This is a genomic window from Glutamicibacter arilaitensis Re117 (assembly GCF_000197735.1).
Classification (GTDB): domain Bacteria; phylum Actinomycetota; class Actinomycetes; order Actinomycetales; family Micrococcaceae; genus Glutamicibacter; species Glutamicibacter arilaitensis.
Genome location: NC_014550.1, coordinates 1,076,999 through 1,102,689 on the forward strand (window position 1 = coordinate 1,076,999; position 25,691 = coordinate 1,102,689).

Genomic DNA, 25,691 nt, shown 5'->3' on the forward strand with positions numbered 1-25,691 from the left:
AAAGGCAACTGCGCACGTGAAACTCGTTATCGATGCCCGATACACCCGCATCACCCACCATGATGGAATCAGCCGCTACACCGCAGGCCTGATCGAGGCCACAAGCAAACTTGCCGATGTCACCATGCTGATCAATGACACTCGTCAATTGGCGATGCTGCCCGAAGTGCCGTATCTGAAGATTTCAGGCCCAACCAGCGTGCTGGAACCGCTGGTGGCCTTGCAGATCAACAAGCTCAACCCCGATGTCGTGTTCTCGCCGATGCAGACCATCGGAACGTTGGGACGCAAGTACCCGGTCATCCTGACGCTGCACGATTTGATCTACTACTCGCACCCGCATGCGCCGAAATTCCTTCCTGCCCCGATCAGGGCCGGCTGGTTCCTCTTCCACCAGGTGTACTGGCCACAGCGCCTGCTGCTGAACCGTGCCGATGCGGTCGCCACCGTTTCCAACACCACCGCAGATTTGATGCGCAAGCATCGACTGACCAAGAAGCATATTGGCCTGGTGTCCAATGCTCCAACCGGACACTTCGCCCGCCGCGATGTGGCGAAGAAACCCAAGAAAACACTGCTGTACATGGGCTCCTTCATGGAATACAAGAATGTGGAAACTTTGATCCGTGCCATGGAATACCTGCCGGACTATGAGCTGCATCTGCTCAGCGGTATCAATGAGCAGCGTTATGCCGAGTTGGCCGCGCTCGTCCCGGCCCCAGGCCGCGTCCATTTCCACAATGGTGTCAGCGACGCAGAGTACGAACGCTTGCTCAGCGAGTGCACTGCACTGGTCACGCTGTCCCGCGAAGAAGGCTATGGGCTGCCTTTGGTGGAAGCCATGAGCATGGGCACCCCGGTAGTAGTCACCGACATGCCGATCTTCAAAGAGGTTGCCCAGGATGCGGCCCTGTATGCATCGGCTGATGACGCGAAGGGCTTTGCGGACCAAGTACGCATTTTGGATGAGCAGGCTACGTGGCAGGAGTATTCGCAACGCGCCGTAGAACGAGCCGGGAGCTACTCCTGGCAGCGGTCAGCGCAGCAGCTGCTGGACTTGGCCGGATATGCGGCAGATCACAAAAAGTAGTTCGATGCTGCCTGGTTGGCAAGGTCCGGGTTTCTGCTGGATAAGGGCGGAAAATCAAGGGATGAGACGGGTGTTCTGCGGTGCTGGCCCCGATTTGAAAACCGGACTTGGCCAGTGCTAAAGTATTACTCGTTGCATTCCTCCATAGCTCAATTGGCAGAGCATTCGACTGTTAATCGAAGGGTTACTGGTTCAAGTCCAGTTGGAGGAGCCAAGGAAACCTCCCAGCTGCATTAGCAGCTGGGAGGTTTTGTTTTACCCGAAAACGATCGTTGCTGTTGGAAAAAATGAAGCGAAAACCCACCAACGCCCGAATCTCCTATAACCACAGGTGATTAGACGATAGACTTTCGAACCGTGAACAGATACACCCACAGCATGAGATAAGGCCGTGGGTTTTACGCCTGAAGACTGAGTCGTCCACGGCAACCGGGGTGTTAGCGTTTGATGTACCGGTTGCTGAGCGATCGAGAATATGGAGAAACCATGTCTGAAGCTGAATCGACGCAAGCTGACGAAAGCCTTAAGTCGAGCGTCAAGAGTGCTAAGGCGCAGGTTGATGGACTCAAGGAGCTTGTTCCTCAACAGCTCTCGGACGAGATCAAACTCGCGACTACTGTACTCAAAGGCAAGGGGATCAGCATTGGCATGGCGGCGGCGCTTGCCGGTGCCGCACTGCTGGTAGTGCTGCTCTTCGTAATTGCCGTTGTAGTAACACTGGTCAATGTTTTGGCTCTTTGGCTGCCAGGTTGGGCAGCTGCATTGATCGTTGCAGGATTCTTCTTGCTGATTGCTGTCATTTTGGGATTGGGTGGATACGCCAAGGTCAAGAAGGCACTGCCGTTGAAGCCGGAAGCAGCTATTCGTGGCCTGCGCCACGACTTGGGCGTGCTCAAGGATGGCAGCGCCTTCGACGTCAGCACTCTTGATGAGCCTCTGAAGAAGAAGCCCGCTGAGGACGAAGACGAGGCTGATAAGAAGAAGGAACCGAAGCCACCGGCACCAAGCGCTGACGAACTGCTGCTGCGTACCAAGCGCCGTCGTCGTCAGATCCAGGCTCTGCGCGACAACCTGGGCGAGAGCGTCCAGGCACCGCTGGCCAAGATCGACAAGGTTCGTTCCTTCACCCAGAGCGCTGGGGAAAAATTCTCCGGAGCTGCGGCCAAGGCCAAGGGATTTGTCCGCCCGTCATCCTCTTCGTCTTCCGAAGACCAATCGGAGGCTGACAGAGCCGGCTCAAACCGTTTAGAACAGGTCCGTCCGTATATCGTGATGGCCGGTTCTGGGGTAGCGCTGGCGGCTGTTCTCCGCGCATTGTTCAAGCGCTCCTAGGTTTTTGCCGACGGGGCGGTGCGCTGGCCAAGACCAGCGTGCACCCGCCCCGTCGTCATGAAAATTTAGGTTAGAAAGGCACTGACATGGTTTGGATCGCTATTGCAGCGGCACTATGCAGTGCCTTTTGTCTTGCCTTTGGCGCGCACTTCCAGTCGCAAGCCGTACGCAGCGCCGTTGGTGGCCTGGACCTGACAATCAAAAATGTCGGGAAACTAGCTAGCAACAAACGCTGGACGAGCGGTCTGGGACTGATGGGCCTGGGGATGGCCTTGAATGTTTTTGCCTTGGCCAGCGCACCGCTAACGGTGGTGCAGCCAATTGGTGCTATTGCGCTGGTGATCACCGCGATGGTTAATGCCAAGGAAACTGACCTGACGATGAATCGGCCAACGGTTGTTGCGATCATCAGCTGCATGATTGGTTCCGTGGGATTTGTGCTTTTGGCTGTGACGGTGACCAACGGCAATCAGTCGGTGTCCGAGGCTGAAGCGCACTTGATCGAAATGATCCTGGCAGTGGTCGTTGGCATCGTGGGATTGGCCACGATTTTCTTCCATAAGAAGCTGGGTGCCTTCTTCTACATCCTCAGCGCCGGCGTGCTTTTCGGGTTCGTCGCCGTGCTGGTGCGAACCATTGCAATTGCCGTACTCGGCCTTGGAGACAGCAGCTTCATGCAGCTGCCTTGGCTCGCTGGACTGGCAGTTGTCGTTGCAGGCCTGCTTGGTTCGTATTTTGTCCAGAAGGCCTACTCAAAGGGTCCTCCTGATCTGGTGATTGCCGGTCTGACGGTGATTGATCCGATTGTTGGCATTGCCATTGGAATCGGCATCCTTGGAGAACTTCGTCCTGATGTCCCAATGGTGGTTACCGTGCTGATGCTGGTGGCTGCAATCTTGGCCATCGTGGGCGTGACCGCATTATCCAGGCATCACCCGGACGTGATTGAACGCCGGAACCAGACTGAAGCTGGAAAAATCATGCCTGAATCCAAATAAACTGAAGATTCAGAATTCCTATCAAAACTACAACGCGTGTGAACGCCGAAGGATGCCCATGGCCAAGGAAAAACCGCTGACCATCGTCATTGCTGCTGACACCTATCCGCCAGACGTGAACGGTGCGGCGATGTTTTGCTACCGGTTGGCCACTGAGATGCACGCTCGTGGCCACCGCATGCATGTGCTGGCAGTACGTGGGGACAAGGGCAAGACGTATACCGAGGTCCGTGACGAAGCTATAGTGCACCGCCTTGAATCGCATTCGGTACCTACGCATGAATACTTCCGCATCGTCTTCCCATGGGAAGTCAACCAACAGATCGACAAGCTCTTGGCTGATATCAATCCCGATGTCGTGCATGCGCAGAGCCACTACATGATCGGCCAGCGAACCCTTGGGTGGGCCCGCAAAAACAAGGTGCGGTCCGTTGCCACGAATCACTTCATGCCAGAGAACCTCGATCCTTTTCTACCGTTCCCGCGATGGTTCAAGCGAATTGTCGCCCACAATTCGTGGAAAGACATGGGGAAAATTTTTGGACGTGCGGACTTTGTCACCACTCCAACCCCGCTGGCGGCCAAAGCCATGCGCGAACGTGCCAAGCTAAGCAAAGTGCTTCCGCTGTCCAACGGAATCGAGGTCGGCAACTACGAGCTGGCTGCGGGTGAAGTAATCACTAAAAATGAGTTCCCCACGATATTGTTCGCCGGCCGTCTCGCCGTTGAAAAGAACATCAACGAACTCATCGAGGCATTGCCTTTAATGAGCAAGGTGCCCAACGCCATCATCGAAATTGTCGGTGGGGGAGAGCAACGCACGCATCTGGAAAAGACTGCCGACGATTTGCAACTGCGCGATCGGGTTCGTTTCCTTGGACATGTCAGCGATGAGCAGTTGCGCCAGGCCTACCTGCGCTGCGATGTGTTCTGCCAACCGGGCACCGCAGAATTGCAGTCCTTGGTGACACTGGAAGCCCTTTCCGCTTCCAAGCCCGTCGTCCTTGCTAATGCGATGGCGCTGCCTCATCTGGTGGATGAAGGCGTCAACGGGTACATGTTCACTCCCGGGGACAGGCAAGACCTGGCCGACAAGCTGGACCGGATTCTGTCCATGGAGGAACAAGAGCGCGCCAAGATGGGTGAAGCGGGGCATAACAAGGTGAAGAACCATGCACAGGAAAAGACGATGAACTCATTCGAGGCCCTTTACCGCGGCCAAGAAGTCTCAACCCAATAGCCGCTTCGTCATCCTAAGGTGCGTCAAATCGATGTTTTGGCTAGTGATGCCCTAGAATATTTCGAGTGTGGTTACTTCCGCTGCGGTGGATGACCCATGTGGGGAGTTAGCTCAGTTGGTTAGAGCAGGGGACTCATAATCCCTTGGTCATGGGTTCAAGTCCCATACTCCCTACCGATGAAAATCGTCCGGTAACTTGTGTCAACGAGTTATCGGGCGATTTTTGTTAGTCCAGGGGATCTTTAAGGGGTCGCTGGAGATCATGTTGAACAATGCCGGGATGAAACTCCGAGTCTCGGCCTACCACTATATTCTCAAAAGCAGTGCTGGCATCTCTCAACGGTTCAAAACCTTCGCGAAGATTTCCCGCACGCCGTGCCACGATAAGCCTTCGAATGAAGCCTGCAGCTAACGCTATGCCGAACAAAATGAAGGGCACGATACCGAAACCGGGTTTCGTTCCGTCTTGCCACAAACCGTAGATCATGCCAAGACCTAACGCAGCGATGCACGCGGTCATGATCAGCGCTTTTTTCATGGACCGCCCGTCTCTCTGTGCCTGACTTGATGGCTTTCATCTTACCGAGGAACTAAAGGGAACTAGTAGTGCGGCGTTGTTCATTGATTCAACGGCAACAAGATGGACGGGCGCAGATCACGAATGAGCAGAACCGGATCAATATATTCGCCGTTTAATCGCACTCCCCAATGGATACATCGAGCAGAGCAGTGTGCTCCGGTTCCCACGTTTCCCACGTGGGCTCCGGCCTGAACCCAGTCGCCGACTTTCGCCTCGGCGATGACAGGTTCGATGCTCGTTTTGAAACCATTGCCGTGATCAATCACCAGCACAGGGCGGTCCACTACCCTCGAAGCGAACGTGACTTTCCCTCGCTGCGGAGCAAAGACTTTGTCTCCTTCACTGGCGCCTAGGTCAACTCCTCGATGCCCAGGAAGCCAATTTTCCGCTGGCTTATCAAAAGGCCCGACGATTTTAGGTTCACCGGCTAGTGGCCACCGCCAACCGTTACTGGCCGATAACGCTGCCGGCGCCGGTGGCTGTGGTTGGCTCGGTGGGACGGTGCTAACCGTTGTCAGCGCAACACTGACGGTCATCGTCAGGAGCCTTATGAGGCGCAAAAGAACTACTTTGGTTTTCATTCTTTCAGCGTCTGACGATGCAACGCTTGAGGCTTAGAGCCCGCGACGAATTGTGGGTAAGCCGATGGGCTCTAGATCACGGTACTAAGTGCCTTGAGTAGCGATGCGTGTAGTACACTTGAAACAGCAGTTTCCTGTCATTGTTGTGTCCAAAACTGGGTGCAATAGGTAGGAGATTGACTTCGCGTATGAGGTTCCACAGTCAAATATGTCTGTGGCCTGAGGTTCCAGTGGTCCGAGAGAATCGGTGGACTGACGGCGAGATGCCAAGCATCTTCGGGGCTCATACTAGGGCAGATATCCACAATGGCTATTTGCATCAACCCGAACAACTAAGAGCAGTTACCGCGGGCGCTTGTGCGCCCGGTCCGCCACTGCTGAAAGGAGTTGCGACATGCCAGTCGTAACCATGCGAGAGCTGCTTGACAGCGGCGTCCACTTCGGCCACCAGACCCGTCGCTGGAACCCAAAGATGAAGCGTTTCATCTTCACCGAGCGCAACGGCATCTACATCATCGACCTGCAGCAGTCGCTGTCGTTCATCGACCGCGCTTACGAGTTCGTGAAGCAGACTGTTGCTCACGGCGGCACCGTACTGTTCGTTGGTACCAAGAAGCAGGCTCAGGAAGCAATTGCTGAGCAGGCTAACCGCGTTGGCCAGCCATACGTGAACCAGCGCTGGCTCGGCGGTATGCTGACCAACTTCCAGACCGTCTCCAAGCGCGTTCAGCGCATGAAGGAACTGGAAGAGATCAACTTCGAGGACGTTGCTGGCTCCGGTCACACCAAGAAGGAACTGCTGCTGCTCAAGCGCGAGCTGACCAAGCTGCAGAACAACCTCGGTGGTATCCGCAACCTGACCCGCACCCCTTCGGCGATCTGGATCGTTGACACCAAGAAGGAACACCTGGCAATCGACGAAGCTCAGAAGCTGGGCATCCCTGTTGTCGCCATCTTGGACACCAACTGCGACCCAGACGAAGTTACCTACCCAATCCCAGGCAACGACGACGCTATCCGCTCCGTCAACCTGCTGACCCGCGTTGTTGCTGACGCTGTGGCCGAAGGCCTCATCGCCAAGAACAACAAGGCTGCAGGCAAGTCTGAGGGTGCCGCTGAGCCAATGGCTGAGTGGGAGCGCGAACTGCTCGAGGGTGAGAAGGCTAAGGCTGAAGCTCCTGCTGAGGAAGCTGCAACCAAGGCTGACGAAGCTAAGTAGTCACCTGCGTGACTCTAAGAGTTTGCCTTGAGACACTAGCGTGTTGATTGAGGCAAGTTCTACCAAGTCTTGTGGGACGGGCCGGAGAACCGACCCGTCCCACAAGCAAATCAAACTTGAAACTCCTAGCTGAATGGGATTGCACGTGGCAAACTACACCGCTGCTGATATCAAGGCACTGCGCGAGCGCACTGGCGCCGGCATGATGGACGTTAAGAAGGCTCTGGACGAGGCTAACGGCGACGCCGAGAAGGCCATCGAGATCATTCGCGTCAAGGGTCTGAAGGGCGCTACCAAGCGCGAAGGCCGCTCGACCGCTGAAGGTCTGGTTGCAGCTAAGGTCGACGGCAACGTTGGCGTTATGGTTGAAATCAACTGCGAGACCGACTTCGTAGCAAAGAACGATAAGTTCATCGCACTGGCTGACAAGGTTCTGAATGCCGCTGTTGCATCCGGTGCCGCTGACGCCGAAGCACTGTTGGCTTTCGAGCTGGAAGGCAAGACCATCGGTGACACCGTCATCGAAGAAGGCGCAATCCTCGGTGAGAAGATTGTTGTTCGTCGCGTAGCCCGCATCGAAGGTGCCAAGGTTGCTTCGTACCTGCACAAGACCAGCAAGGACCTGCCAGCTCAGGTTGGCGTTCTGATGGCTGTGGATGCTGACAGCGAAGCTGCTGCAACCGTTGCCCACGACGTTGCTGTGCACACCGCTGCAATGGCTCCTACCTACCTGTCCCGCGAAGAGGTTCCAGAAGATAAGGTCGCCGATGAGCGCCGTATCGCTGACGAAACCGCTCGCGCAGAGGGCAAGCCTGAAGCTGCATTGACCAAGATCGTTGAAGGCCGTCTGACCGGCTTCTTCAAGGAGATCGTCCTGGTTGATCAGGCTTTCGCTAAGGATGCAAAGAAGACCGTAGGCAAGGTCTTCGAAGAAGCTGGCACCAAGCCAGTTGCTTTCGCACGCTTCCGCGTTGGCGCCTAAGCTTTCAGCTTCAGGCACTACATAACACGCATTAAGCGACTCGCATTCAGAGAAATCTGAGTGCACAAGAACAAAGGGAGGTGAGCACCGAGAAATAACTCGGTGACTCGCCTCCCTTTTCTTGAGCCCGGATCACAAGATAACTTGGGAACTGGGAAGTACTACCCACAGCTTGATTCCGACCTCCAGGAGTAAGACAACTTATGCCAACCACCCCAGCAACCAAACGTCGTCGCGTCCTGCTAAAGCTTTCCGGTGAGGTGTTCGGCGGTGGCAAGGTCGGCGTTGACCCAGACACCGTTCGTGGCGTGGCTCGGCAAATCGCCGAAACCGTGGGTGAAGTAGAAGTGGCCATCGTCGTTGGCGGCGGTAACTTCTTCCGCGGCGCCGAACTTTCGGCCGCAGGCATGGACCGCTCCCGCGCAGACTACATGGGCATGCTCGGCACCGTGATGAACTGCCTCGCTCTGCAGGACTTCCTGGAACAGTGCGGTGTGGAAACTCGCGTGCAGTCCGCCATCGCCATGGCACAGGTCGCGGAGAACTACATTCCACGTCGCGCCATCCGCCACATGGAAAAGGATCGCGTCGTCATCTTTGGTGCGGGCGCAGGTCTGCCATACTTCTCCACCGATACCGTCGCCGCCCAGCGTGCGCTGGAAGTGGATGCTGACGAGGTATTGATGGCTAAATCTGGTGTTGACGGCGTATACACTGCTGACCCGAAGAAGGATCCAACCGCGCAGAAGCTGGACACCCTGACCTACAGCGAAGCACTGCTGAAGAACATTCGTGTGATGGACCAGACCGCCATGACCATGTGCCAGGATAACAAGCTGGATATGCTCGTCTTTGGTATGGAAGGCGAAGGAAACGTGGCTGCAGCTATCCGCGGTGAGCGGATCGGTACCACCGTCACCGTTTAATTGGCGATCGTGGCCTAGGATTGAAGTAGATTTATTTCCCGTTGCGGAAACACAGATGAAGAACTTGAGGAGTACCGGTGATTGAGGAAACGCTGGCGGAGACCGCCGAAAAGATGGAACGCACCATTGACGCTGCCAAGGAGGACTTCGCGACGATTCGTACCGGTCGCGCGCACCCAGGCATGTACTCGAAGGTCATGGTTGACTACTACGGTTCGCCAACCCCACTGCAGCAGCTGGCATCATTCGCAGTACCTGAGGCACGCACCATCACCATCACCCCATTCGATGTGACCGCTTTGCGCGAAATCGAAAAGGCTCTGGGTGACCCAGAGGTTGGTGCCAACCCATCATCGGATGGCAAGATGATCCGCGTGGTCCTTCCGGTGCTGACTGAAGAGCGCCGCAAGGAATACGTCAAGCTGGCCAAGGCCAAGGGCGAAGACGCTCGTGTTGCACTGCGTAACCACCGCCGCAAGGCCAAGGACACCATCGACAAGCTGGTCAAGGATGGCGAAATTGGTGAAGATGAGGGGACTCGCGCAGAAAAGGACCTGGACGCACTGACTAAGAAGCACGTCGATTCGGTCGATGAGATTCTGAAGAACAAAGAAGCCGAGCTGCTGGAAGTCTAATGCCGGGCTCGACAGAGAACACTGGGGGCAACGCTTCGGCGGTGCCCTCAGTGGCATCCGGTAACGCCCAGCCGATGACTCGCCGTGAGGCCCGCGCTCTGCGTGAAGCGCAGGAAAAGGCTGAGAAGCGTGGCGGCAAAAAACGTAGCGAGCCTGCACAGGCCCCTGCGCCACAGGCTTCCCAAGAGCAGCCTGCAGTTGACCTCGCACCATCGGCTGAGGACAAGGCCAAGACTGCCCATGCTAAACAGCGCACAAAAATAGTTTTTGGGGCCGATAAAGAGCAACCGAAGAAGGTGGCTCAACCGGCATCTGGGCAGCCGGTGTCAGTCCAGCCCGAGCCGCCGCAGAGCGATTCTGAGGACCTGGCCGAGACCGGGGAACCCGATGCGCAGGAAGCGGCGATTCCGCCGGAACTGCTGATCGGTAACCCGGAGCCGAAAAAGTCGCGGGCCGGACGCAACCTTCCCGCGGCTATTGGCGTGGGCGTGGTGCTACTTGGCATCGTGCTCGCCGGGCTGTTCCTCTATGAACCGCTGTTGGTTTTTGCGGTGACGGTGCTTAGCGGCATTGGTTGCTGGGAAGTAGCGCGAGCCACGACCCACGCAAAAACGGCGGTCCCGCAGCTTCCGTTGTACCTTGCCTCGGTGCTACTTCCAGCCAGTGCCGTGCTCGGTGGAGTGGAAGCCCTAGGATTCAGCTTTGTTGCCTGTATTCTCATTGCTTTGCTCTTCCGGGTCATGGAAGGGCTCAAGGGTGCCGTTGCCTCCGTGATGAGTAGTGTCTTTATCATCACCTGGGTGCCATTGTTGCTCTCCTTCGCGTTGTTGATGCTTGAAGGGGATAACGGTCAGTGGCTGATCGCCACCATCTTGTTGTTGGCGGTGGCCAACGATACCTTCGGGTACATCGTGGGTGTTTTGATCGGCAAGCATCCCATGGCACCAAAAATCTCACCTAAGAAGTCCTGGGAGGGCTTCAGCGGATCGATGATTGGATCGATGGCCATCGGCGCCTGCGCCATGTATTTCTGGCTTGATATGCCATGGTGGACCGGTGTCATTCTCGCCTTCTTTACCACCATCGCCGCCACCACTGGCGACTTCGCGGAGTCGATGGTGAAGCGCGAATTGGGCATTAAAGACATGAGCAATCTACTGCCTGGCCATGGCGGAATCATGGATCGACTGGATTCGGTACTATTTGTCATCCCGCTGGGATACCTGATTTCGCACCTACTTGCGTGGAGCGTTGCGGTTTTCTGATCCGTTGATGACGCTGCCTAGGTGTGGCCATTGAGCTAAGTATGGCTCGACCAAATAGAATGGAGTGGGTGCCGTCTTCGGGCGGTATTCCACTGACCTCTGACTAAAGAAAAAGGAACTGTCGTGTCGCAGCAGCAAGATGCTCCGTTTTCCCACGTACCGGATTCGGAATTCGGCTACAACGCAAAGCAGGTTGATGCGTTCCTCAGCCGTGCCCGGGCCACCTTCAACGGTGGGGGAAACGACGACAGCGTGGTCACCAGCCACCTGATCCGCCGAACCACCTTCGCCCCACAGAAGGGCGGTTATCAAGCCCGTGAAGTGGATGGCGCGTTGGACCGGCTAGAGGATGTTTTTGCCAAGCGGGAACGCGATGACCTCATCGCTCACCAGGGTGAGGAAGTCTGGTTGCAGCAGGTTGGACGCCTGGCGGCCATTCTGCGTGGCCGTTTGCACCGTTCCAAGGGCGAGCGCTTCCGCCGCCCTTCACGGTCCAATGCGTCGAGCTACAACGTCGAAGACGTCGACCGGCTCTGCGACCAGCTGATTGACTACTTCGAAAACGATGTGCCGATGGCCGTGGACGCCGTGCGCCGCGTTGAGTTCCGCTCCGCGCAGGGTACCGACGGCTACGAAGAATCCCAGGTTGATGCCTTCCTCGATCGCGTGGTCGAGTTGATGGCATCCATCGACTAGTTCAGGTACCACCAACTGAATATTTTCCGTGGGCACCGGATGTTATCGTTCGGTGCCCACGGTATTTAAGCTAAGTCGCATTTGGGATTCGCAAGCTGCGTGCGCAGTAGATGGCGCAGATGCCGCAGACCGCGGCGACTAAGGCAAGCGAAACCGCATAGGACATCAACGGAAGTAGCGTTGCCAGAAGGGTCGGAAGCAAGAACCCGCTGTAGGCAAGTGAGTAGTACAGGCCTGAGAGGCCGGCCAAATCTTGTGCTGTGGCGATAGTCTGCACCTGTATTAAGCCCGCAACCGTGCAGATGCCGTATGCGGCACCTAGCAACACGGCCGCACACAAGGCCAGTACAGGGGTATCGACCCACGCGACCAGTACTGAGAGTAACATTCCGATGGTCATCAATGTCATTCCCACGGGTAGTGCCCGACCGCCAGTGATTTTTGCGATCCACGGCACCAAATTCTGGCTCAACGCTCCGGTGCCCAACGTCAACACGGTCAGCACCGTGGCATAGAGCGTGCTCCAGGTACCAAGGCGATCTTGGACGGCGGCCGGAATGATCGCATAAGCGACTCCTGCAGCGGCAAAGATCCATGGGGCAGTGGGAATGATGACCTTGCGGAATCGATGATGAGATGCCGAGGGGATTCGTAAATCCTTATACCAAGCTCCTTCAGTCCGTTGTGCCGGAGCTAGGGATTCTTGGGCCCTGAGTAAGAAGGCCAGCGCTACGAGTGAGAGAACCAGATGAATGAAGTAGGGCGCTTGTTCTGGCATCGGGGCCCACTGAGCCATGGCCCCGCTGACGGCTGCTCCCAGACCGAATCCGAGCGTCAGAGTTAAAGATGAACGTTTTGCGCCGGCAGTGGGACCAGCATGAGTGTCGAAGGGGTGGCTTGAAAGTTCTTTGATCCAGCTTGAACCAACCGACATAGCCGCTCCCACGCCTACCCCTGACATAAGTCGCCCGAGGCAAAGCAACAGCAACGAATGAGAATCAAGGGCCAAAAGTAGGCTGGCAAAGATGCTGATAACCGTCCCAGCAATCAACACGGGTTTGCGCCCGTGCTGATCAGATAAGGGACCGAGCAACAACAGGCCCGGGATCAGGCCCCCAACATAGGTGCCCAGCAACAAATTGGCTTGCCACGGGTGGAAACCTTCAAGCACCTCATATAGGTGTAGTAGGGGCGTGAAGTGGTTTCCGCCCCAAGCGATCATGAATACAGCGCAGGCGACATAGAGATATCCGGTTTTGCCTCTGGTGGACGTGAACAATTAATTCGCCTTTTTCGGGAAATGAGCTTTGGTGAGGTGAGCGTTGAGGCATTGAGCAAATTCGGTCGCATTGGCCTGGCTAGCCAGATCGGCTAGTCTTTCATGCTCTTGGAGGTAGGTGGCTAGTTGCTCCGGGTGTTCAAGGGCAGCCTCGAAAGTAAGTCTTGCCAGCCGGGGCGCCAATTCGGTGAGCAGGTCAGTGATCACATAGTTGCCCCCAGCCTGAACAAGCGCAGCATGGAAAGCGAAGTCAGCACTGGCAAAACCCAAGAGATCTCCGGACGCGAGGGCTGCGCGCTGTGCTTGGAGCGGTTCGTTCAGCGAATTGGACAGCTCTGCGAGTCTGCCGGGTGTGGAGGTGAGTGCTTCTAATGCTCCACGCTCGAACAGGCCGCGTGTCGCAAGTAGGTCTCTGCGTTCTTCGAAGGTGATTGCGGTGACTACAGCGCCTTTTTTGGGCATGAGTCTGACCAATCCCCATCGAGCCAGCTGAAGCATCGCTTCACGAGATGGCGTTCTACTGACTCCCATTTCTATGGACAGCTCGGCCTCGGTGAGTAGATGTCCAGCGGGTATGGAGCGTTCGACAATACGTTGTGCAGCATGAGCTGCGACGCGACGGGCCAATGACCCATCGGCTTGATCGGGTTCCCAAGGTAGCAAATAGCTCATACATTCACTGTACTCCTTGATGCATGCATCAATAAATTCTTGTTTCAGACTATGAAACTAGCGCATGGGGGAGAGGGGGATCTGGCTCGTGGACATCAGGAGAAGATTTTTATGAATTTCTCGACGGATCAGGTACGTGCAGGAGTGCCATAACCCGATCGGTGTTCTGCGGAACCGCGCGTCGAGTGCGGCGCGACACCACGATCATCACCACAAAGGCCAGTGGTACGCTCCATGCTGCAGGCTGACGCAGAAGGTGAACCCACCACAGATCGATCGTGGGCAGGAAAATGCCGATGGATAGCGAAAGACCGCAGGTGATGGCGCCGGTGAGCAGGCCGGCGATCGCTCCCTTTGCGGTCAGCGAGCGCCACCAAATCCCTAGTAACAGTAACGGGCAGATGGTGGAGGCGGTAAAGGCAAAGACGTTGCCGATGGCTCCAGCAAGGGCCAGTGAACTGGTGAGTACCGCGATGAGCACGGGCAGGGCGGTGGCAAGAATCGTGGAGATCCTAAAACCACGTACGGTGCCGTTGAAGAATTCTTGGGAGATCGCGCCGGCTAAAGAGACCACGAGACCCGAGGTGGTGGAGAGGAACGCAGCAAAGGCGCCACCCACCACAATCGCGGTCAATGCATCGGCCACCACACCGTCAAGCAGTCTGCCTGGCAGTAACAGAATCGTCGCATCGGTCTCGTTGTTCGCGCCGAGCTCCGGGGTATAGAGAATCCCCAGGACCCCCAAGGTGGTGGGCAGCAGGTAGAAGGCCGAGAGCAGGCACAGCACGATCACCGTGGTGGTGCGGGCGGTCTGGCCGGTGGGGTTGGTGTAGAAGCGCACCAGCACATGCGGAAGGCCCAGGGTGCCGAAGAGCAGCGCGAGGATGATCGAGACCGTTTCGTACAGGTTCATCGTATTGACCGATTCCAGCTGCGCATACAGGCTGTGGGCGCGTTCGCCGGCTGACTGCTGCGGGATGGCGCGAACCAGCAGGAAGATCGTCGGAATCACCAGGGCGGCGAGCTTGAACCAATATTGGAAGGCCTGGACAAAGGTCACCGAGCGCATGCCGCCGGAGAGCACCGTCACGCAGACTACCGTCGCCACCACCACTGGCCCAACCCAGCCCGGAAGGCCCGTGGCGATCGACAGGGTCAACGCCGCGCCGTGCATTTGCGGAACGATGTAGAGCCAGCAGATCACCACCACCAGGTAGGTGGTCAGCTTGCGCAGCATCGGCGAATTCTCGAAGCGGATCTGCGCGAAATCCGGGATCGTATAGGCCCGGGAGCGGCGCAGCGGTGCGGCCACAAAAAGCAGCAGCATCAGATACCCGGCGGTATAGCCGATCGGGAACCACAGCCCTGATTGCCCCGAGAGCACGATCAGCCCGGCCACCCCGAGGAAGGAGGCAGCCGACAGGTACTCGTCGCCGATGGCCGAGGCATTCCACCACGGGCGCACGGTGCGCGAGGCGACGTAGAAATCCGAGGTGGTGCGTGAGATGCGCAACCCGTAGAAGGCGATCAGCATGGTGGTCAGGCAGACCACCACCAGCGCGGAGATCGACAGCGCGCTAGCCACGGCTGATGCTCCGATACCGTTGCTCATTGCGCGCCGCCGCCCGGTTGTAAAGCAAGCCGGCGACGATGATCAGCGGGTACATGCCCACTCCCAGCACCCACCAGGACAACGGGATGCTGAACAGCTGGATAATCGAGACCACCGGCCAGAAGACCAGCAGCGAGCAGATGCCCACCAGCAGGGCCAGAAGGCCCGCGGCCACCGCGCAGGCCAGGCGCAGCTGGGAGCGGATGAGCTGGCGGACGTAGAATTCCTCGGCGGTATGCTCCGGGCTCTGGTTCGGCGGCAACAGCGAAGCATCCTGGGGCGCCTGGACGCGCACGCGCTGCGGACGCTGCTGGGCAAAACGCCCGGGAGGCTCATGGGGCTGGGGCTGTGGCCCGGCGTCGGATCTGTGCACTGGCGGCTCGGGATCCTAGAGCGGGCGAACGCGGTTGGCGGCCAGGCGCTCGCGCAGGTAGGGCAGGGCGCGGCGCGAAATCGGCAGTTCCGCGCCATGGACGATCACCGCGGCCTTGCCGGTCTGCAGTCGCACCGTTTCGATCTTGTCCATGCACACCAGGTAGGAGCGGTGGATGCGCACGAAGCCGGATTCGCCCCACTGCTGCTCCAGGTCGTTGAGCGGGACGCGGATCAGGTAGCTCGAATCCTTGGTGTGCAGCCGGGCGTAGTCGCCCTGGGCCTGCACATAGGCGATATCGCTGCGCGGGATCAGCTTGGTGATCCCGCCCTGGTCGACGGTGATCATTTCGGGCTTGGCCGGGGTTTCCTCCACCAGCTCGCAGATGCGGCGCACGGATTCGGCCAGGCGCTGCGGGCGGATCGGCTTGAGCACGTAGTCGATGGCGGCCAGCTCGAAGGCCTGCAGGGCCTGGTCCTCGTCGGCGGTGACAAAAACGATCAGCGGGGGATGGGTGAAGCGGGAAATGACCCGGGCGATATCCAGGCCGGAGAGCGCAGGCATGTGGATGTCGAGGAAGAGCGCATCAACATCGTTTTCTTCCAGGGCCTTGAGGGCCGCGGCTCCGGAGGTGGCCCGGTGGATCTTGCCGATCCGCGAATCCTGGCTCAGCAGGAAAGAGATCTCTTCTACTGCCGGGAGTTCATCGTCGGCCACGACCACATTAATCATGCAAAAATTCTACCGTTTTCCGTGGTTTTCTAAACATCTTGGCCACTGGTGTCTGGCGCTCGGAATTTGGGAACGCGCAGGGTGATCAGGGTTCCGGCCCCCGGAGCGGTCTCGATCACCAATCCGTTGGAGTTCCCGTAGAGCTGGCGCAGGCGCAGGTCGACATTGCGCAGCCCCACATGCATGGTGGTGGTGGTCCCCGCCAGGACGCTGGCCAACTGTTCGGGATCCATGCCCATTCCGTCATCCTCCACCGAAATCACCGCATGCAGGCCATCCTCGGTGGCGGTGATCGAGATGACGCCGCCATCGGGCCGCGCTTCCAGGCCATGGCGCACCGCATTCTCCACCAGCGGCTGCAGGGCCAAAAACGGTATCTGGGTGGGCAGCACCTCGGGCGCGATCTGCAGGGAAACCTTGATGCGTTCGCCGAACCGGGCTTTTTCCAGCAGGAGATAGCGGTCGATCGCTTCCAGCTCTTCGGCCAGGGTCGTGAATTCGCCGCGGCGCCTGAAGGAGTAGCGGGTGAAATCGGCGAACTCGATCACCAGTTCGCGGGCGCGCGCCGGATCGGTATTGATGAAGGAAGCGATGGCGTTCAGCGAGTTGTAGATGAAGTGCGGGGAGATTTGCGCGCGCAGAGCCCGCATCTGGGCTTCGAGCAGCATGGCCCTGGATTCGTCCAATTGCGCCGTGGAGACCTGGGCGGAGACGAAGACCGCCACCTCCGATACCGCGCGCACGAAGCTGGCCCCGGCGCGCACGGACAGTGCCACGACGGTGCCCACGCCTTGATCGCCGACGGTGATCGGCGCGGCCACGATATCCATGCCGGCCGAATGCTTCACCTGGGTCTTCCCGGTGGCCAGGGTGCTGGCCGAGGCCTTGGAGGCATCTTCCTCCAGCTGCGCGGTGAAGTCGATGCCGGCATCCGTGGCCAGGATCCGCGAGGTGTCGCTGATCAGCAGCACCTGGCAGTTCAGCAGCCGGCGCAGGGCCTTGGCGCTCTTGGCCGCGCCTTCCTCGGTGAGCCCGCGCTCAAGGTGGGGGACCGCCACCGACATGTGGTGCAGCGTTTTATAGGTCGCCTCTTCGGCGTCCGTGCCCATCTCCCTGGTCGAGCGGGAGATCTTGAAGCCGAAGTAGCCGACGATGGTTATGCCAAGCACCACGGTGACCGCGATCAGGGTGACTTGCAACGCTGGAGACATGATCCCATCTTAGAGCCCCGCTGAGCGCGGACCGCTGAACGGTGCCCAATGCGCCGTTGGGCGCAGATTTCGCCCCGTTGAGCCACGCGCCACCGGATACCCCTAGTCGCGAACGGAATCTTCGCCAATAGTGAAATGAGTCACACAATAGATGTGCGCTCGATCACATCTCTAACTCGCTCAAGGAGGGCATCAATGAGTGCCAACCCGGAACACGACGTCACCGGCGACGTCGATTTTGTTACGGAGAGCCAATCCGAGGAATTCCAGGAACTGCGCAAGACCCACCGCAGCTTCGTCTTCCCGATGGCCATCTTCTTCCTCGTCTGGTATTTCGCCTATGTGCTGCTGGCCGACTACTTCCATGACTTCATGTCCATCAAGGTCCTCGGCAATATCAACATGGGTATTGTTCTCGGGTTGCTGCAGTTCGTGTCGACATTCGCGATCACCGCTGCCTACGTCAGCTTCTCGAACAAGAAGCTCGACCCGAAGGCAACCAAGATCCGTGAGCGCCTTGAGCGCGAGGGAGTGAACTAAATGAACCAGCTCAGCATCCTGGCCCAGGCCGCAGGCGAGTCGACCCAGGTCGGCAACCCCCTGGTCAATATCGCCATCTTCCTGGCCTTCGTGGGCGTCACCTTGGTGATCGTGCTCCGCGCTTCAAAGAACAACAAGACCGCAGCGGACTACTACGCTGGCGGCCGTTCCTTCACCGGAACGCAGAACGGCACTGCAATTGCCGGCGACTACCTCTCGGCAGCTTCCTTCTTGGGCATTGTCGGCGCTATCGCCATCAACGGCTACGACGGCTTCCTGTACTCCATCGGCTTCCTGGTCGCTTGGCTGGTCGCACTGCTGCTGGTTGCTGAGCTGTTGCGCAACACCGGCAAGTTCACCATGGCCGATGTGCTCTCCTTCCGCCTCAAGCAGCGCCCGGTGCGCATCGCGGCGGCAATCTCCACCCTGGCAGTTTGCGTCTTCTACCTGCTGGCGCAGATGGCTGGTGCTGGTGCGCTGGTTTCGCTGCTGCTGGGCATTGACGAGAAGCTGGGCCAGTCGCTGGTCATCGTGATCGTCGGTGCGCTGATGATCCTCTACGTACTGGTTGGCGGCATGAAGGGCACCACCTGGGTGCAGATCATCAAGGCCTGCCTGCTGATCGCCGGCGCGCTGATCATGACCGTGTGGACCCTGGCGCTGTTCGGCTTCAACTTCTCCGAGCTGCTGGGCAAGGCAGCTGAAGTTGCCGGCAACCCTGAGATCCTGAACCCGGGCATGAAGTACGGTGCTTCGGATACTTCGAAGCTGGACTTCATCTCGCTGGCGCTGGCCCTGGTACTTGGTACCGCAGGCCTGCCGCACGTGCTGATGCGCTTCTACACCGTGCCTACCGCGAAGGAAGCCCGCAAGTCCGTAGTCTGGGCCATCTGGCTGATCGGCGCTTTCTACCTGTTCACCCTGGTCCTGGGCTTCGGCGCTGGCGCACTGATCGGTCCAGACCGGATCGCGGCTGCACCGGGTGGCGTGAACTCGGCTGCACCACTGCTGGCCTACGAACTGGGCGGCACCGTCCTGCTGGGTCTGATCTCGGCAGTAGCCTTCGCAACGATCCTTGCTGTGGTGGCCGGCTTGACCATCACCGCGGCGGCTTCGTTCGCACACGATGTCTACGCTTCGGTGATTGCCAAGGACAAGTCCACCCCGGAGAAGGAAATGAAGGTGGCCCGCCGTACGGTACTGGTCATCGGCGTCTTCGCTATCGCCGGCGGCATTGGTGCCCAGGGCCAGAACGTGGCCTTCCTGGTAGCACTGGCCTTCGCAGTGGCCGCATCGGCCAACCTGCCAACCATCTTGTACTCGCTGTTCTGGAAGGGCTTCAAGACCCGCGGTGCAGTCTGGTCCATGTATGGCGGCCTTGGTTCGGCACTGCTGCTGATCATCTTCTCGCCAGTGTTCTCCGGTTCCGAAACCGCGATGATCCCGAGCGTCGATATGGTCATCTTCCCGCTGGCTAACCCGGGCATCGTCTCGATCCCGCTGGCCTTCTTCCTGGGCTGGTTGGGTTCGGTTACCGATAAGGGCATCGAAGATGTCACCAAGCAGGCGGAAATGGAAGTTCGTTCGCTCACCGGTGTCGGCGCTGAAAAGGCAGTCGATCACTAAGCGGATAAATCCAGAAACTGCATAGCAAAAGTCCCGGGAACCAGCCATCAGGCTGGTTCCCGGGACTTTGTGCTGTGCTGCCAATTAGGCGTCAGTGGACAACGAGTGCTTGATTAACGCGGTGGTGCGGTAGGGGACCAGTTCGGCCATGGACAGTGCCGAGTCGGCACGGTTCACCCCTTCAATGTGCAGCAGCTGGCCGTGAACCCGGAACAGCTCCTCGGCGTCCTTGGCGGCAACGCGCACCAAGATGTCGGCCGAGCCGGTCAAGCCGTGGGCTTCAAGCACCTCGGGGATGGTTTCCAGTTTGGCCGCTATCTCTTCGAGGCAGCGTTGTTCAACGTGCAGCTCGACAAAGGAAAGCAGCCCATAGCCCAGTGCTTCGGGCGGGATGCGGCGGTCCACCGAATCCAGGACTTCATTCTCCAGACGGGTCATGCGTGTCTGCACGGTGTTGCGTCCAAGGTTCAACGCGGTGGCGATTGCTGAACCGGTACGCTTGGCCGTCGTGGATAGGGTGAGCAGGATGCGCCGGTCGGTACTGTCCAAGAGTTGCATAATGTGCACGTTAGCACTGGTTGGGTCACAGAAACAGTGCGTTTTGCTCTAATTTTAAAATCACCATTGTGCATCCTGCCTTGCGTGAGTAGCATCACATTTAGCGGTGTTTGTGAATAAAAACCCGCAACCGACTACGTGAGAGTAAGGATGCCGATCGTGTCCACACAACACATTGACGTAGCCGCCGGATGCCTACCCACGCATCAGCTGCTGAACGTCGACGGGAAACGAATCCCGGACGAAGAACTTGACCACTATCTCAAGGACCTCAAAGAGGCGGACCTTGCAGATTTCCTGCGCGACATGGTTGTCCTGCGTCGCATGGATAATGAAGCCACCGCCCTGCAGCGACAGGGCCAGCTGGGCCTATGGGCTCCGCTATTGGGACAGGAAGCCGCGCAAATCGGCTCGGTCCGCGCCACCGAGGATGATGACTTCATCTTCCCTTCCTATCGTGAGCACGGCGTTGCCTGGGCCAGGGGAGTGAAGGCCGAGGACCTGCTCAGCGTCTGGCGCGGAGCCCAGGCCAGTGGTTGGGATCCCAACGAAGTCAACATCGCCTGCCAGCAAATTGTGATTGGTTCCCAAGCGCTGCACGCAGCCGGCTACGGCATGGGCATCAAATTCGACGGCGGCAAGCAGGTCTCCGTGGCCTACTTCGGCGACGGTGCCACCAGCCAGGGTGATGTGAATGAGGCGATGGTCTTCGCCGCCAGCTACCAGGCGCCGGTGCTGTTCTTCTGCCAGAACAACCAGTGGGCTATTTCCGAGCCTGTGCACCTGCAAAGCCGCACTCAGATTGCTGACCGCGCCCACGGTTTCGGGCTGAAGACCTGGCGAGTGGATGGCAATGACATCCTCGCCGTCTACGCGGCAACCAAGGCGGCGCTGAATCACGCCCGCAATGGCTTGGGTCCGACCTTCATCGAGGCGGTCACCTACCGCATGGGTTCGCACACTACCGCCGATGATCCGACCCGCTACCGGAAGAACGAACAGCTCGAAGAGTGGAAGGCCAAGGACCCCATTGACCGTCTGGTGAAATACCTGCACGAGATGGGTGCCGATGTGCAGTCCTACGAGCAGCGGGCACAGAATGCAGCCGATGAACTGGCCGCGAAGCTCCGGGCTGCAATCACCACCATGGAAGACCCCAAGGTGGAAGAGCTGTTTACCAACGTCTATTCCGAGAAGCATGAACCAACCGAACGCGCAGCCCGGGATTACCTTGGCTACTTGGCAGAATTTGAAGGTGGAGAATAACCGTGGCAACCACCATGCTCAAAGCGCTGAACAAGTCGCTGCATGACGCACTGGCCGAGGATGAAAAGGTCATCCTGCTCGGCGAGGATATCGGCACGCTTGGCGGAGTCTTCCGCGTGACCGACGGGCTGAAGAACAAGTTCGGCGAGCACCGGGTCGTGGATACCCCGCTGGCCGAATCCGGCATTGTCGGCAGCGCCATTGGCCTGGCCTACCGTGGCTACCGCCCGGTGGTGGAGATCCAGTTCGACGGGTTCACCTACCCTGCCTTCGATCAGCTGGTATCCCAGCTGGCCAAGATGCACTACCGGTCCAAGGGCCGGGTAAAGATGCCGGTGACCGTACGTATTCCTTATGGCGGTGGCATCGGTTCGCCTGAACACCACTCCGAATCCCCGGAAGCCTACTTCGCGCACACCGCCGGACTGCGTGTTTTCGCGCCCTCCAGCGTTGAAGACGCCTACACCATGCTACGCCAGGCCATCGACTGCGATGACCCGGTCATCTTCTTCGAGCCCAAGCGCCGCTATCACGAGAAGACCGACGCGGAACTTGCAGCCCCGGCCCCCGATGGGTCGCCCAAGGCCAAGGTCATCCGTTCAGGTGAAGATGTCACCGTGGTTGGCTACGGTCCGACCACCTACACCCTGATCGACGCCGCTATGGCGGCTGAAGATGAGGGGATCAGCATGGAAGTCATCGACCTGCGGACCCTGGACCCGCTGGATATTGATACCGTCGCCGCTTCGGTGCAGCGCACCGGCAAGCTGGTAGTGGTCCATGAAGCCAGCCGCACCAGTGGCATTGGCGCCGAAATCTGTGCCGAGATCACCGAACGCTGCTTCGACTATCTGGAGCATGCACCGCTGCGCGTGACCGGATTCGACATCCCGTATCCGCCATCGCGGCTCGAAAGCCATCATCTGCCCGATCTTGATCGAGTGATGCACGCGGTGGACACCGTGATGCGCCACCACGAGGCAACCGAAGGAGCTGCCAAGTGATGACCGCCCAAACGTTCAAACTCCCAGACCTCGGCGAAGGGTTGACCGAGTCCGAGGTGCTGAATTGGAAAATCAAGGTTGGCGAGCATGTGGCGCTGAACCAGATCATCGCCGAGGTGGAAACCGCCAAGGCAGTGGTGGAGCTGCCCTCGCCTTTCGCTGGATTCGTCCAGGTGCTGCACGCCACCGAAGGTGAAACCGTGCAAGTTGGCGGTGCACTGGTGACCTTTGACGATGCACCTGGGGGAGCCGAGAGCCAAAGCCCAGGCGAAGGCCAGAAAATCGCTGAACGCACCCCGACCCTCGTGGGCTACGGTGCACCTGCGGCCACCGGGAGTCGCCCAACGCGCAAATCCCGTACCGCTCCAGCCGCCCGCCCGGCCCCGGCTTCGACACCAGTTCCGGCAGCAAGCCCGGCACCAGCAACGAAGATGCCAGCGGCTCATAAGGCCGCAGGAAGTGCTGTCGCGCGCTGCACGCCACCGGTTCGCAAGCTGGCTCGTGATCACGGCATTGATATTTCGTCGTTGTCCGGTAGCGGTGAGGATGGATTGGTTCTGCGGCGCGACGTGGAACAGGCTATTGAATCAGGCGGTGCTGCTGCGCCGGCCTCGTCGGCTTCAACCGCCTCAGCGCTGGCTGCACAAGAAGGCGATCGCCATGTGAAGATCACCGCAGTTCGACGAGCCACCGCCAAAGCCATGGTGCAGTCGGCCTTCACTGCGCCGCACGCCACAGAATTCTTGACCGTGGATGTTACCGACTCCATGGATTTGGTTGAGCGGATGCGCGCGCACCGCTTGCTCAAGGACGTGAAGCTGAATATCACTACGCTTGCCGCCTTGGTGGTGACGCGGTTGTTGAAGACCTATCCGGCGTTGAACTCGACGTGGGATGAAAAAGCTGACGAAATCATTGAGTTCGGGTCAGTTAATTTGGGCATGGCTGTGGCAAGTGACCGCGGCCTGCTGGTTCCGGTGCTGAAAAATGCTCAGGCCAAGACGTTGCCGGTGCTGGCAGCGGAACTGAGCGAGATTATCCTGCAGGGCCGTGAAGGGACTCTGTCTCCAGCGCAGCTGACAGGCGGCACCTTCTCTATTACCAACGTGGGAGTCTTCGGCGTTGATGCCGGAACTCCAATTCTTCCTCCTGGGCAATCCGGCATCTTGGCTCTAGGCCAAGTCAAACGCAGGCCTTGGGAATACCAAGACCAAGTGGCTCTTCGCCATACCATGACACTGGCTCTATCTTTCGATCACAGAGTGGTCGACGGGAAGGAAGCAAGTGAGTTCCTCGCAGGTGTCGGGAGCGTTCTGGAAGACCCCAGAATGACGAATATTTTTATTTGACGATAACAACTAGCTGGCGAGGCTGGAATATATTCAGTCGGGTTAGAAAACCAATTTCAAGCATTGCTTTCATGACTATTCATTGGTTGTTTCGCATTATTTGATGTAATCTCATTCACTACGTGCCATGGCTCACGCCTGAACGCACGGCTCTGCGAAATGCAGAAGCAGCAACGATCTGTTGAGGAGAAATAGGATGCGATACTCGCACGCATCTAAGGCTGTCGTATTATCCGCAGCCTTGGCGTTGACCCTGTCGGCTTGCGGCGGCGGTTCCAATGAAACCGCTGGCGGCGAAGGTGACGGCTCGTACGTCGTTACCGCAAACACCACTGAGCCGCAGAATGGCCTTCTGCCGGCTAACACCAACGAAGTTGGTGGCGGACGTGTCATGGACCTGATCTTCACCGGCCTGGTTAGCTACGACGCAAACGGTGCACCAGTCAATGAACTCGCTGAGTCCATTGAGACTGAAGACTCCCAGAACTACACCATCAAGCTGAAGGCCGATCAGACCTTCTCCGATGGTTCTCCAGTAACCGCTGCTTCGTTCGTAGACGCCTGGAACTTCGGTGCAGCCGCGAAGAACGCACAGCTGAACTCGTACTTCTTCGAGTCCATCAAGGGCTTCGACGAGGTCAATAAGGAAGGCTCCAAGAAGGAAGAGATGGAAGGCCTGAAGGTCGTGGATGACACCACCTTCACCGTCGAGCTGTCCCAGCCGGAATCGGACTTCCCGCTGCATCTGGGCTACACCGCCTTCATGCCGCTGCCTGAAGCTGCATTCGAGGATCCAAAGGCCTTCGGCGAAAAGCCAGTGGGTAACGGACCATACAAGCTGACCGAGTGGAACCACGACGTCAACCTGAAGCTGGATGTCAACGAGAGCTATGACGGTCCTCGAAAGGCAGCCAACGGCGGCATCGACTTCAAGGTCTACCAGTCCACCGATTCGGCATACAACGATCTGCTCTCGAATAACCTCGACGTGCTGGATCAGATCCCGCCTAGCTCGCTGGCTTCCTATGCCACGGATCTGGGCGATCGCTCCGTCAACTCGCCTTACGCCGGTAACGCGACCATCACCATCCCGGGTTACCTTGATCATTTCAAGCAAGGCGAAGAGGGCAACCTCCGCCGTGCAGCGATCTCCCGTGCCATCGACCGCCAGCTGATCATCGATAAGGTGTACAGCGGTGGCAAGGTCAAGGCTGATGACTTCACCGCGCCGGTGCTTGAAGGCTACAAAGCCGACATCCCAGGCAAGGAAGTCACGGACTTCGACGCGGATGCAGCGAAGAAGCTGTGGGACGAAGCAGACGCAATCAGCGAGTGGAAGTCCGGCGATGAATTCTCTATCGGCTACAACGTTGATGGCGCCGGCAACAAGGAATACGTCGAAGCCGTCGTGAACCAGCTGAAGAGCAACCTCGGCATCAACGCCGTGGCAAAGCCATTCTCTTCCTTCAAGGAACTGCGCGAGAAGGTCACCAGCCACAAGATGACCGGTGCGTTCCGTACCGGTTGGCAGGCTGACTACCCATCGCTGTACAACTTCCTGGGCCCGCTGTTCGGCACCGGTGCAGGTTCCAACGACGGCCAGTACTCCAGCGAAGAATTCGACAACAAGCTGAGCGAGGGCCTTGCGGCTACCGATCCAGCTGAAGGCGCGAAGATCTTCAACGAAGCCCAGGAGATCCTGTTCAAGGATCTGCCAGCTATTCCACTGTGGTACCTGGCGGTCCAGGGTGGTTGGAGCGAAAACGTGGATAACGTCGAGTTCGGCTGGAACGGCGTTCCGTTGTACAACGAGATCACTGGCAAGTAAGTTTCTTTCGGTTCTCCCCTGCTCACTGGGTGGGGAATGGGCTGAAAACATGTCAAGGGAGACCCGAGCACCTCAGGGTCTCCCTTTGGCGTGTTTG

25 protein-coding genes and 2 tRNA genes are annotated in these 25,691 nt (G+C 58.3%); 18 read left to right on the plus strand and 9 right to left on the minus strand.

Annotated elements, in window-relative coordinates; translation table 11 throughout:
• The first annotated feature begins 16 nt into the window (after positions 1-16).
• From AARI_RS05400 to AARI_RS05425, 6 genes are all read left to right on the plus strand, one after another.
• Positions 17-1,090 (plus strand): glycosyltransferase family 4 protein, encoded by a 1,074-nt coding sequence (locus AARI_RS05400; protein ID WP_013348320.1) that lies wholly within the window; start codon positions 17-19, stop codon positions 1,088-1,090.
• 138 nt (positions 1,091-1,228) lie between these two features.
• A tRNA-Asn gene (locus AARI_RS05405) sits at positions 1,229-1,304 on the plus strand.
• A gap of 272 nt (positions 1,305-1,576) precedes the next feature.
• A complete protein-coding gene (locus AARI_RS05410; RefSeq protein WP_013348321.1) occupies positions 1,577-2,422 on the plus strand; it encodes a phage holin family protein in 846 nt (281 codons plus the stop codon).
• A gap of 86 nt (positions 2,423-2,508) precedes the next feature.
• On the plus strand, positions 2,509-3,420 hold the full coding sequence (locus AARI_RS05415; protein ID WP_013348322.1) for a DMT family transporter: 912 nt from the start codon (positions 2,509-2,511) through the stop codon (positions 3,418-3,420).
• A gap of 58 nt (positions 3,421-3,478) precedes the next feature.
• On the plus strand, positions 3,479-4,660 hold the full coding sequence (locus AARI_RS05420) for a glycosyltransferase (protein WP_013348323.1): 1,182 nt from the start codon (positions 3,479-3,481) through the stop codon (positions 4,658-4,660).
• A 100-nt stretch (positions 4,661-4,760) separates the two neighbouring features.
• Positions 4,761-4,834, plus strand: a tRNA-Ile gene (locus AARI_RS05425).
• Positions 4,835-4,886: 52 nt separating this feature from the next.
• Here AARI_RS05425 and AARI_RS05430 read toward each other — a convergent pair.
• Both AARI_RS05430 and AARI_RS19170 read right to left on the minus strand, forming a co-directional pair.
• On the minus strand, positions 4,887-5,198 hold the full coding sequence (locus AARI_RS05430; RefSeq protein WP_041648549.1) for a hypothetical protein: 312 nt from the start codon (positions 5,196-5,198) through the stop codon (positions 4,887-4,889).
• Positions 5,199-5,278: 80 nt separating this feature from the next.
• Positions 5,279-5,821: a M23 family metallopeptidase gene (locus AARI_RS19170; protein WP_287031443.1), complete on the minus strand. Its 543-nt coding sequence runs from the start codon at positions 5,819-5,821 to the stop codon at positions 5,279-5,281.
• Positions 5,822-6,215: 394 nt separating this feature from the next.
• On the opposite strand from AARI_RS19170, the gene rpsB reads away from it, so the two are divergent.
• The 6 genes from rpsB (at position 6,216) to AARI_RS05465 (ending at position 11,544) form a co-directional block, all read left to right on the plus strand.
• Positions 6,216-7,040: a 30S ribosomal protein S2 gene (rpsB, locus tag AARI_RS05440; RefSeq protein ID WP_013348325.1), complete on the plus strand. Its 825-nt coding sequence runs from the start codon at positions 6,216-6,218 to the stop codon at positions 7,038-7,040.
• A 145-nt stretch (positions 7,041-7,185) separates the two neighbouring features.
• Positions 7,186-8,022: a translation elongation factor Ts gene (tsf, locus tag AARI_RS05445; protein ID WP_013348326.1), complete on the plus strand. Its 837-nt coding sequence runs from the start codon at positions 7,186-7,188 to the stop codon at positions 8,020-8,022.
• A gap of 203 nt (positions 8,023-8,225) precedes the next feature.
• The gene (gene pyrH, locus AARI_RS05450) at positions 8,226-8,948 is read left to right on the plus strand and encodes a UMP kinase (protein ID WP_013348327.1); all 723 of its coding nucleotides are present in this window, start codon (positions 8,226-8,228) and stop codon (positions 8,946-8,948) included.
• 77 nt (positions 8,949-9,025) lie between these two features.
• Positions 9,026-9,583: a ribosome recycling factor gene (frr, locus tag AARI_RS05455; protein ID WP_013348328.1), complete on the plus strand. Its 558-nt coding sequence runs from the start codon at positions 9,026-9,028 to the stop codon at positions 9,581-9,583.
• Complete coding sequence (locus AARI_RS05460; protein WP_013348329.1) at positions 9,583-10,848, plus strand: phosphatidate cytidylyltransferase; 1,266 nt, start codon at positions 9,583-9,585, stop codon at positions 10,846-10,848. The genes frr and AARI_RS05460 overlap by 1 nt, the downstream gene beginning before the upstream one ends.
• Before the next feature lie 123 nt (positions 10,849-10,971).
• A complete protein-coding gene (locus tag AARI_RS05465; protein ID WP_013348330.1) occupies positions 10,972-11,544 on the plus strand; it encodes a DivIVA domain-containing protein in 573 nt (190 codons plus the stop codon).
• A 70-nt stretch (positions 11,545-11,614) separates the two neighbouring features.
• On the opposite strand, the gene AARI_RS05470 is transcribed toward AARI_RS05465, so the two are convergent.
• From AARI_RS05470 to AARI_RS05495, 6 genes are all read right to left on the minus strand, one after another.
• Entirely contained in the window at positions 11,615-12,823 is a 1,209-nt protein-coding gene (locus tag AARI_RS05470; protein WP_013348331.1) for an MFS transporter, read from the minus strand.
• Positions 12,824-13,450: a GntR family transcriptional regulator gene (locus tag AARI_RS05475; RefSeq protein WP_162094120.1), complete on the minus strand. Its 627-nt coding sequence runs from the start codon at positions 13,448-13,450 to the stop codon at positions 12,824-12,826.
• A 154-nt stretch (positions 13,451-13,604) separates the two neighbouring features.
• Positions 13,605-15,107: a sodium/solute symporter gene (locus tag AARI_RS05480; RefSeq protein ID WP_049862574.1), complete on the minus strand. Its 1,503-nt coding sequence runs from the start codon at positions 15,105-15,107 to the stop codon at positions 13,605-13,607.
• The gene (locus AARI_RS05485; protein ID WP_013348334.1) at positions 15,073-15,480 is read right to left on the minus strand and encodes a hypothetical protein; all 408 of its coding nucleotides are present in this window, start codon (positions 15,478-15,480) and stop codon (positions 15,073-15,075) included. The genes AARI_RS05480 and AARI_RS05485 overlap by 35 nt, the downstream gene beginning before the upstream one ends.
• A gap of 15 nt (positions 15,481-15,495) precedes the next feature.
• Entirely contained in the window at positions 15,496-16,212 is a 717-nt protein-coding gene (locus AARI_RS05490; RefSeq protein ID WP_013348335.1) for a LytR/AlgR family response regulator transcription factor, read from the minus strand.
• Positions 16,213-16,241: 29 nt separating this feature from the next.
• Positions 16,242-17,423, minus strand: coding sequence for a sensor histidine kinase (locus tag AARI_RS05495; protein WP_013348336.1), 1,182 nt, complete (start codon positions 17,421-17,423; stop codon positions 16,242-16,244).
• A gap of 195 nt (positions 17,424-17,618) precedes the next feature.
• Here AARI_RS05495 and AARI_RS05500 point away from each other — a divergent pair, with 195 nt between their 5' ends.
• Together AARI_RS05500 and AARI_RS05505 are read left to right on the plus strand one after the other, a co-directional pair.
• A complete protein-coding gene (locus AARI_RS05500) occupies positions 17,619-17,963 on the plus strand; it encodes a DUF485 domain-containing protein (RefSeq protein WP_013348337.1) in 345 nt (114 codons plus the stop codon).
• Positions 17,964-19,589 carry a solute symporter family protein gene (locus tag AARI_RS05505; protein WP_013348338.1) on the plus strand — a complete coding sequence of 542 codons (1,626 nt, stop codon included), beginning with the start codon at positions 17,964-17,966 and terminating at the stop codon, positions 19,587-19,589.
• An 84-nt stretch (positions 19,590-19,673) separates the two neighbouring features.
• On the opposite strand, the gene AARI_RS05510 is transcribed toward AARI_RS05505, so the two are convergent.
• A complete protein-coding gene (locus tag AARI_RS05510) occupies positions 19,674-20,147 on the minus strand; it encodes an Lrp/AsnC family transcriptional regulator (protein ID WP_013348339.1) in 474 nt (157 codons plus the stop codon).
• Between the two features lie 150 nt (positions 20,148-20,297).
• On the opposite strand from AARI_RS05510, the gene pdhA reads away from it, so the two are divergent.
• The 4 genes from pdhA (at position 20,298) to AARI_RS05530 (ending at position 25,594) form a co-directional block, all read left to right on the plus strand.
• Positions 20,298-21,413, plus strand: a complete 1,116-nt coding sequence (pdhA, locus tag AARI_RS05515; RefSeq protein WP_013348340.1) for a pyruvate dehydrogenase (acetyl-transferring) E1 component subunit alpha — start codon at positions 20,298-20,300, stop codon at positions 21,411-21,413.
• A gap of 14 nt (positions 21,414-21,427) precedes the next feature.
• Complete coding sequence (locus AARI_RS05520; RefSeq protein ID WP_041649437.1) at positions 21,428-22,417, plus strand: alpha-ketoacid dehydrogenase subunit beta; 990 nt, start codon at positions 21,428-21,430, stop codon at positions 22,415-22,417.
• A complete protein-coding gene (locus AARI_RS05525; protein WP_013348342.1) occupies positions 22,417-23,766 on the plus strand; it encodes a dihydrolipoamide acetyltransferase family protein in 1,350 nt (449 codons plus the stop codon). Before AARI_RS05520 ends, AARI_RS05525 begins: the two co-directional genes overlap by 1 nt.
• Positions 23,767-23,962: 196 nt before the next feature.
• On the plus strand, positions 23,963-25,594 hold the full coding sequence (locus tag AARI_RS05530; RefSeq protein ID WP_013348343.1) for a peptide ABC transporter substrate-binding protein: 1,632 nt from the start codon (positions 23,963-23,965) through the stop codon (positions 25,592-25,594).
• Positions 25,595-25,691 lie beyond the last annotated feature (97 nt).

Bases quoted from the DNA above. Each gene is read 5' to 3' on its own strand.
- AARI_RS05430 (WP_041648549.1), bottom strand. From the start codon at position 5,198: ATGAAAAAAGCGCTGATCATGACCGCGTGCATCGCTGCGTTAGGTCTT.
- AARI_RS05510 (WP_013348339.1), bottom strand. From the start codon at position 20,147: ATGCAACTCTTGGACAGTACCGACCGGCGCATCCTGCTCACCCTATCC.
- AARI_RS05530 (WP_013348343.1), top strand. From the start codon at position 23,963: ATGCGATACTCGCACGCATCTAAGGCTGTCGTATTATCCGCAGCCTTG.
- AARI_RS05495 (WP_013348336.1), bottom strand. From the start codon at position 17,423: ATGTCTCCAGCGTTGCAAGTCACCCTGATCGCGGTCACCGTGGTGCTT.
- AARI_RS05520 (WP_041649437.1), top strand. From the start codon at position 21,428: ATGCTCAAAGCGCTGAACAAGTCGCTGCATGACGCACTGGCCGAGGAT.
- AARI_RS19170 (WP_287031443.1), bottom strand. From the start codon at position 5,821: ATGAAAACCAAAGTAGTTCTTTTGCGCCTCATAAGGCTCCTGACGATG.
- AARI_RS05505 (WP_013348338.1), top strand. From the start codon at position 17,964: ATGAACCAGCTCAGCATCCTGGCCCAGGCCGCAGGCGAGTCGACCCAG.
- AARI_RS05410 (WP_013348321.1), top strand. From the start codon at position 1,577: ATGTCTGAAGCTGAATCGACGCAAGCTGACGAAAGCCTTAAGTCGAGC.
- pdhA (WP_013348340.1), top strand. From the start codon at position 20,298: ATGCCGATCGTGTCCACACAACACATTGACGTAGCCGCCGGATGCCTA.
- pyrH (WP_013348327.1), top strand. From the start codon at position 8,226: ATGCCAACCACCCCAGCAACCAAACGTCGTCGCGTCCTGCTAAAGCTT.
- AARI_RS05480 (WP_049862574.1), bottom strand. From the start codon at position 15,107: ATGAGCAACGGTATCGGAGCATCAGCCGTGGCTAGCGCGCTGTCGATC.
- AARI_RS05460 (WP_013348329.1), top strand. From the start codon at position 9,583: ATGCCGGGCTCGACAGAGAACACTGGGGGCAACGCTTCGGCGGTGCCC.
- AARI_RS05420 (WP_013348323.1), top strand. From the start codon at position 3,479: ATGGCCAAGGAAAAACCGCTGACCATCGTCATTGCTGCTGACACCTAT.
- AARI_RS05500 (WP_013348337.1), top strand. From the start codon at position 17,619: ATGAGTGCCAACCCGGAACACGACGTCACCGGCGACGTCGATTTTGTT.
- AARI_RS05415 (WP_013348322.1), top strand. From the start codon at position 2,509: ATGGTTTGGATCGCTATTGCAGCGGCACTATGCAGTGCCTTTTGTCTT.
- rpsB (WP_013348325.1), top strand. From the start codon at position 6,216: ATGCCAGTCGTAACCATGCGAGAGCTGCTTGACAGCGGCGTCCACTTC.
- AARI_RS05525 (WP_013348342.1), top strand. From the start codon at position 22,417: ATGACCGCCCAAACGTTCAAACTCCCAGACCTCGGCGAAGGGTTGACC.
- AARI_RS05490 (WP_013348335.1), bottom strand. From the start codon at position 16,212: ATGATTAATGTGGTCGTGGCCGACGATGAACTCCCGGCAGTAGAAGAG.